The organism is Pseudonocardia sp. Ae505_Ps2 (genome assembly GCF_001932425.1).
Taxonomy (GTDB): Bacteria; Actinomycetota; Actinomycetes; order Mycobacteriales; family Pseudonocardiaceae; genus Pseudonocardia.
Genome location: NZ_MCIP01000002.1, coordinates 117559 through 120863, shown reverse-complemented (window position 1 = coordinate 120863; position 3305 = coordinate 117559). Strand labels below are relative to the sequence as shown.

The 3305-nt window shown below is 71.2% G+C and carries 8 protein-coding genes; 7 read left to right on the top strand and 1 reads right to left on the bottom strand.

Translation table 11 applies throughout. The features are described from left to right. The 6 genes from Ae505Ps2_RS28875 to Ae505Ps2_RS32265 form a co-directional block, all read left to right on the top strand. A partial coding sequence (locus Ae505Ps2_RS28875) for a transposase family protein (RefSeq protein ID WP_212567726.1) occupies positions 1-637 on the top strand: 637 nt, incomplete at its 5' end. Between the two features lie 413 nt (positions 638-1050). Further along, the gene (locus tag Ae505Ps2_RS28870) at positions 1051-1332 is read left to right on the top strand and encodes a hypothetical protein (protein ID WP_075313147.1); all 282 of its coding nucleotides are present in this window, start codon (positions 1051-1053) and stop codon (positions 1330-1332) included. 157 nt (positions 1333-1489) lie between these two features. Further along, a complete protein-coding gene (locus Ae505Ps2_RS28865) occupies positions 1490-1684 on the top strand; it encodes a hypothetical protein (protein WP_139320277.1) in 195 nt (64 codons plus the stop codon). Positions 1685-1736: 52 nt separating this feature from the next. Then, positions 1737-1946 (top strand): type II toxin-antitoxin system HicA family toxin, encoded by a 210-nt coding sequence (locus Ae505Ps2_RS28860; protein ID WP_060715088.1) that lies wholly within the window; start codon positions 1737-1739, stop codon positions 1944-1946. Continuing rightward, positions 1943-2326, top strand: coding sequence for a hypothetical protein (locus tag Ae505Ps2_RS28855; protein WP_075313145.1), 384 nt, complete (start codon positions 1943-1945; stop codon positions 2324-2326). Before Ae505Ps2_RS28860 ends, Ae505Ps2_RS28855 begins: the two co-directional genes overlap by 4 nt. 21 nt (positions 2327-2347) lie before the next feature. Further along, the gene (locus Ae505Ps2_RS32265; protein WP_158071633.1) at positions 2348-2524 is read left to right on the top strand and encodes a hypothetical protein; all 177 of its coding nucleotides are present in this window, start codon (positions 2348-2350) and stop codon (positions 2522-2524) included. A 100-nt stretch (positions 2525-2624) separates the two neighbouring features. Here the strand turns inward: Ae505Ps2_RS32265 and Ae505Ps2_RS28850 are convergent, their stop codons facing one another. Further along, positions 2625-2897 carry a hypothetical protein gene (locus Ae505Ps2_RS28850; RefSeq protein WP_075313143.1) on the bottom strand — a complete coding sequence of 91 codons (273 nt, stop codon included), beginning with the start codon at positions 2895-2897 and terminating at the stop codon, positions 2625-2627. A gap of 161 nt (positions 2898-3058) precedes the next feature. On the opposite strand from Ae505Ps2_RS28850, the gene Ae505Ps2_RS31515 reads away from it, so the two are divergent. Continuing rightward, positions 3059-3305, top strand: a 247-nt coding sequence (locus Ae505Ps2_RS31515) for a leucine zipper domain-containing protein (RefSeq protein ID WP_139320286.1), incomplete at its 3' end; no start/stop codon positions are given.

Genomic DNA, 3305 nt, shown 5'->3' with positions numbered 1-3305 from the left:
TGACAACGCGATCAGCACTGCAACGGCCTACCGTTACCTGCACGAAGGCATCGACGTCCTCGCCGCGGCCGCACCCGGCCTGCACGGAGCCCTGCTCGCCGCCCGCACAGCCGGGCACACCCACGTGAATCTCGACGGCACCCTGATCGCCACCGACCGGTGCCGCGCGCTCGGCCTCACCCCCGGGGTCGACCTGTGGTGGTCGGGCAAGCACCGCCGCCACGGCGGGAACATCCAGGTCCTCACCGCACCTGATGGATGGCCGCTATGGACCAGCGACGTGCGGCCGGGCCGCGAGCACGACACCCGCTGCGCCCGTACCCACCCCGGGCTGCTCGAGGGCCTGGCCGCGTTCACCGACGACACCCACGCCGCGCTGGGCGACCTCGGCTACGAAGGCGAAGCCGACCGGCTCACCGTGCCCATCAAACTCGCCCCCGGCCGCGGGCAGACGGTCAACCAGCGCACCGTCAACACCCTGCACTCAGCCCTTCGTGCTCTGGCCGAACGCGGAAACGCCCTGCTCAAGACCACCTTCGCCGCGTTGCGGCGAGTCACGCTATGTCCCTGGCGCACCGGCGCGATCATCGCAGCTGCGCTCGTACTACTCCACACCGAGTACGACCGCACGACATGATCAACCCGCTACTGAGAACACCTCACTGAACCAGTAACTCGTCGAGCCGCTGCCGCGAGCCGCCGTCCGCGCTATCTGAAACACTGAGAACAATCAACCAAAAATTCGGTCGCTAACCGTCCGTACACCACGCCCGTATCGCGGATTAATTATCCGAACCGCAGGACTGAGCGGTTCGGAAAGTTCGATTCTGACGACCCCAGGGCTGGTGCAGAGGACGTGTCCGGCGGGGCGTGCGGCGGGCCCGAGCCGGAGAGTTCGGCCGCACTGGGACGCAAGGTCACGCGCAGCGCCGGGAGCGCCCGCGGTGGACGCCCCCGGCTGTGCGGTTCGGCGCGAGGCTCGACCGTGCACCGCACCCTGGCCGGACGCCCGGTGGCGGCGTCGCTACTCGCTGAGCCACGATCGGGGGCGTGGACCTGACGCCTCTCCAGCGGAACACGCTGCACCGCCTCGTCGACGGCGGGCAGGGCCCGGAGTCGCAGCCGCGGACGGCGCTGCGGTGGCTGCGCCGGTACGGACTCGTGGACGCGGACGGCTTCCCCACCGACGAGGGGCGGGCGTACCTCGCGGAGCTGCACCGGCAGCGGCGTCGGCGGATGGATGAGCACGAGGCGGAGCACCGGCGGCGGCAGGCTGACCCGCTGTCGGGGATGCGGGACGCGATCCGGCGGTGGAAGGCCGGCGAGCGGTGACCGCTGACGGGCCGTCCGCGGAGGAGCTGACCGACGCGGCGGTGGCGCGGATCCAGGCGGTGTGCGACGCGGAGCGGATGCGGTACGAGGAGGTCGTCGCCCGCGACCCGTCGGTGAAGGCTGCGATGGAGGGCCGGTACGCCGATGAGCTGGGGGCGTGTGTGTGCGCGCGGTGCGGGACGCCTACCTGGCGGAGGGGATCTCCCGGGAGCGCGCGGCGCAGGCGTCCGAGTCGTGGCTGATGATCAAGTCCGGGGTGCGCGGGGACCTCGCGTTCGCCGACGAGATCCTCGCGGACTTCGCGTCCGGGAAGCTCCGGCGCGGCGGGTCGGGGCTCGGCGCGCAGCCGTAGTTGTCCACCCGGGGTGGACAGCCCTGTACGCGGGGGGCGTACACTCGGTGGTGTGGTCCCGTCCATGAAGCTCCGCGACGTCGAGCGGGCCCTCCTAGCTCACGACTGCCGCGTGCTGTCCGAGGCTGGACCGCACACCAAGTGGGGCTGCCCCTGCGGCGCCCACACCACGCCGGTCCCCCGGCACCGCACCATCTCGCCCGGGGTGGTGCGCAGCATCGGCAAGCGCATGGCGTGCCTGCCGGAAGGGTGGTTGCAGTGAGGTACTTCGTGACCGCGCGCCGGTGGGAGCGCGGATGGGAACTCCACATCGCCGACGAGCACGGCGCCGAGGTCGGGGTGACGCAGTCCCGCACCCTGGGCGGGGCGGAGGCGATGGTGCGGGACTATCTCGCGCTCGACGACCGCGACGCAGCCGCGCCGGTCGAGATCCGGCCGGTGTTCGACTCCGCGGTGCAGGAGCGCATCACCGCGTCCCGTGCCCGGACGCGGGCCGCGCAGCTGGAGCAGGAGGCCGCGGCGAAGGAGTCCCGCGCCGCTGTCGCGCTGCTCGACGACCTCGGGCTGTCCGGGACGGAGATCGCCCGCGTCCTGCAGCTGTCCCGCTCCCGGGTGTCGGACCTGCGAAAGGCGTCCCGGTGACGGGGGGAGAGGATGGCCGGCGTGAGTGATGAGACCGCGCCGCAAGATGTCCCGACCGTGCGGACCGGGGCGGCCGCGCTGGGCGACCGGCTCGCGATGCACTTCGAGGCCGGGCGGGTTCGCCTCGACGGTGTCCGGGTGACCGATCTGGACACCCCGGCGCCGGAGGGCACTCGGATCGTCATCGCCGGGAGCTGACGACGTCCGTCCCGGTTACACCCCGGGACGGCCGCACGGCCCGCCCCCGTTAGTGCCGGGGGCGGGCCGTCGTCGTCTGGGGCGGCGCGGTCGGTCGTGGTCAGTACCGCAGGTTGTAGAGCGACCAGCTGGTCTCCTGGCTCTGGGTCGGGTTCCCGTTGGAGATGCAGCGGTACTCAGAGGTGTCGGGCCTGCCCCGGTAGGCAGCGATCGCCTCCTCGCACGCACCCCTGTTCGCGTAGGTCGCGACGTAGCTCCAGGTTGGGGACTGGGCAGGGGCAATGGGAGCTGCGGCGGCGACCCCGGCACCGACCGACGTCAGCGTGGCGACCCCGAGTGCGAGGCCGATCATCGTGGACCTGAGAACCCGCATGGTCCTACTCCTCCTGCTTGGTGATCTTGGACCTGACGAAGGTTAGGTGTGATGTGCAGGGAGGTTGTACTGCCCGGGATCGGTGATTCTGTCTGACAGACGAAGGCCTCCGGTTGTGAAGTGGAGCTGTCGAGGAACCGCTTCACCCACCGGAGGCCTTCGTGTCCCACGCTAACGCCGCCCTGACCCCGCGCGCCCGGCTGCGGCTCGCTCAACTCGTCGTCGATCACGGCTGGACCCACACCGCCGCGGCGAAGATGTTCATGGTCTCTCCACGGACAGCGTCGAAATGGTCCGACCGCTACCGGGCCGAGGGGCCGGCCGGGATGGTCGACCGCAGCTCACGGCCGCAGCTCTCGCCGAGCAGGACCAGTGCTCGTGTGGTTCGGCAGATCGTGGGTCTGCGCT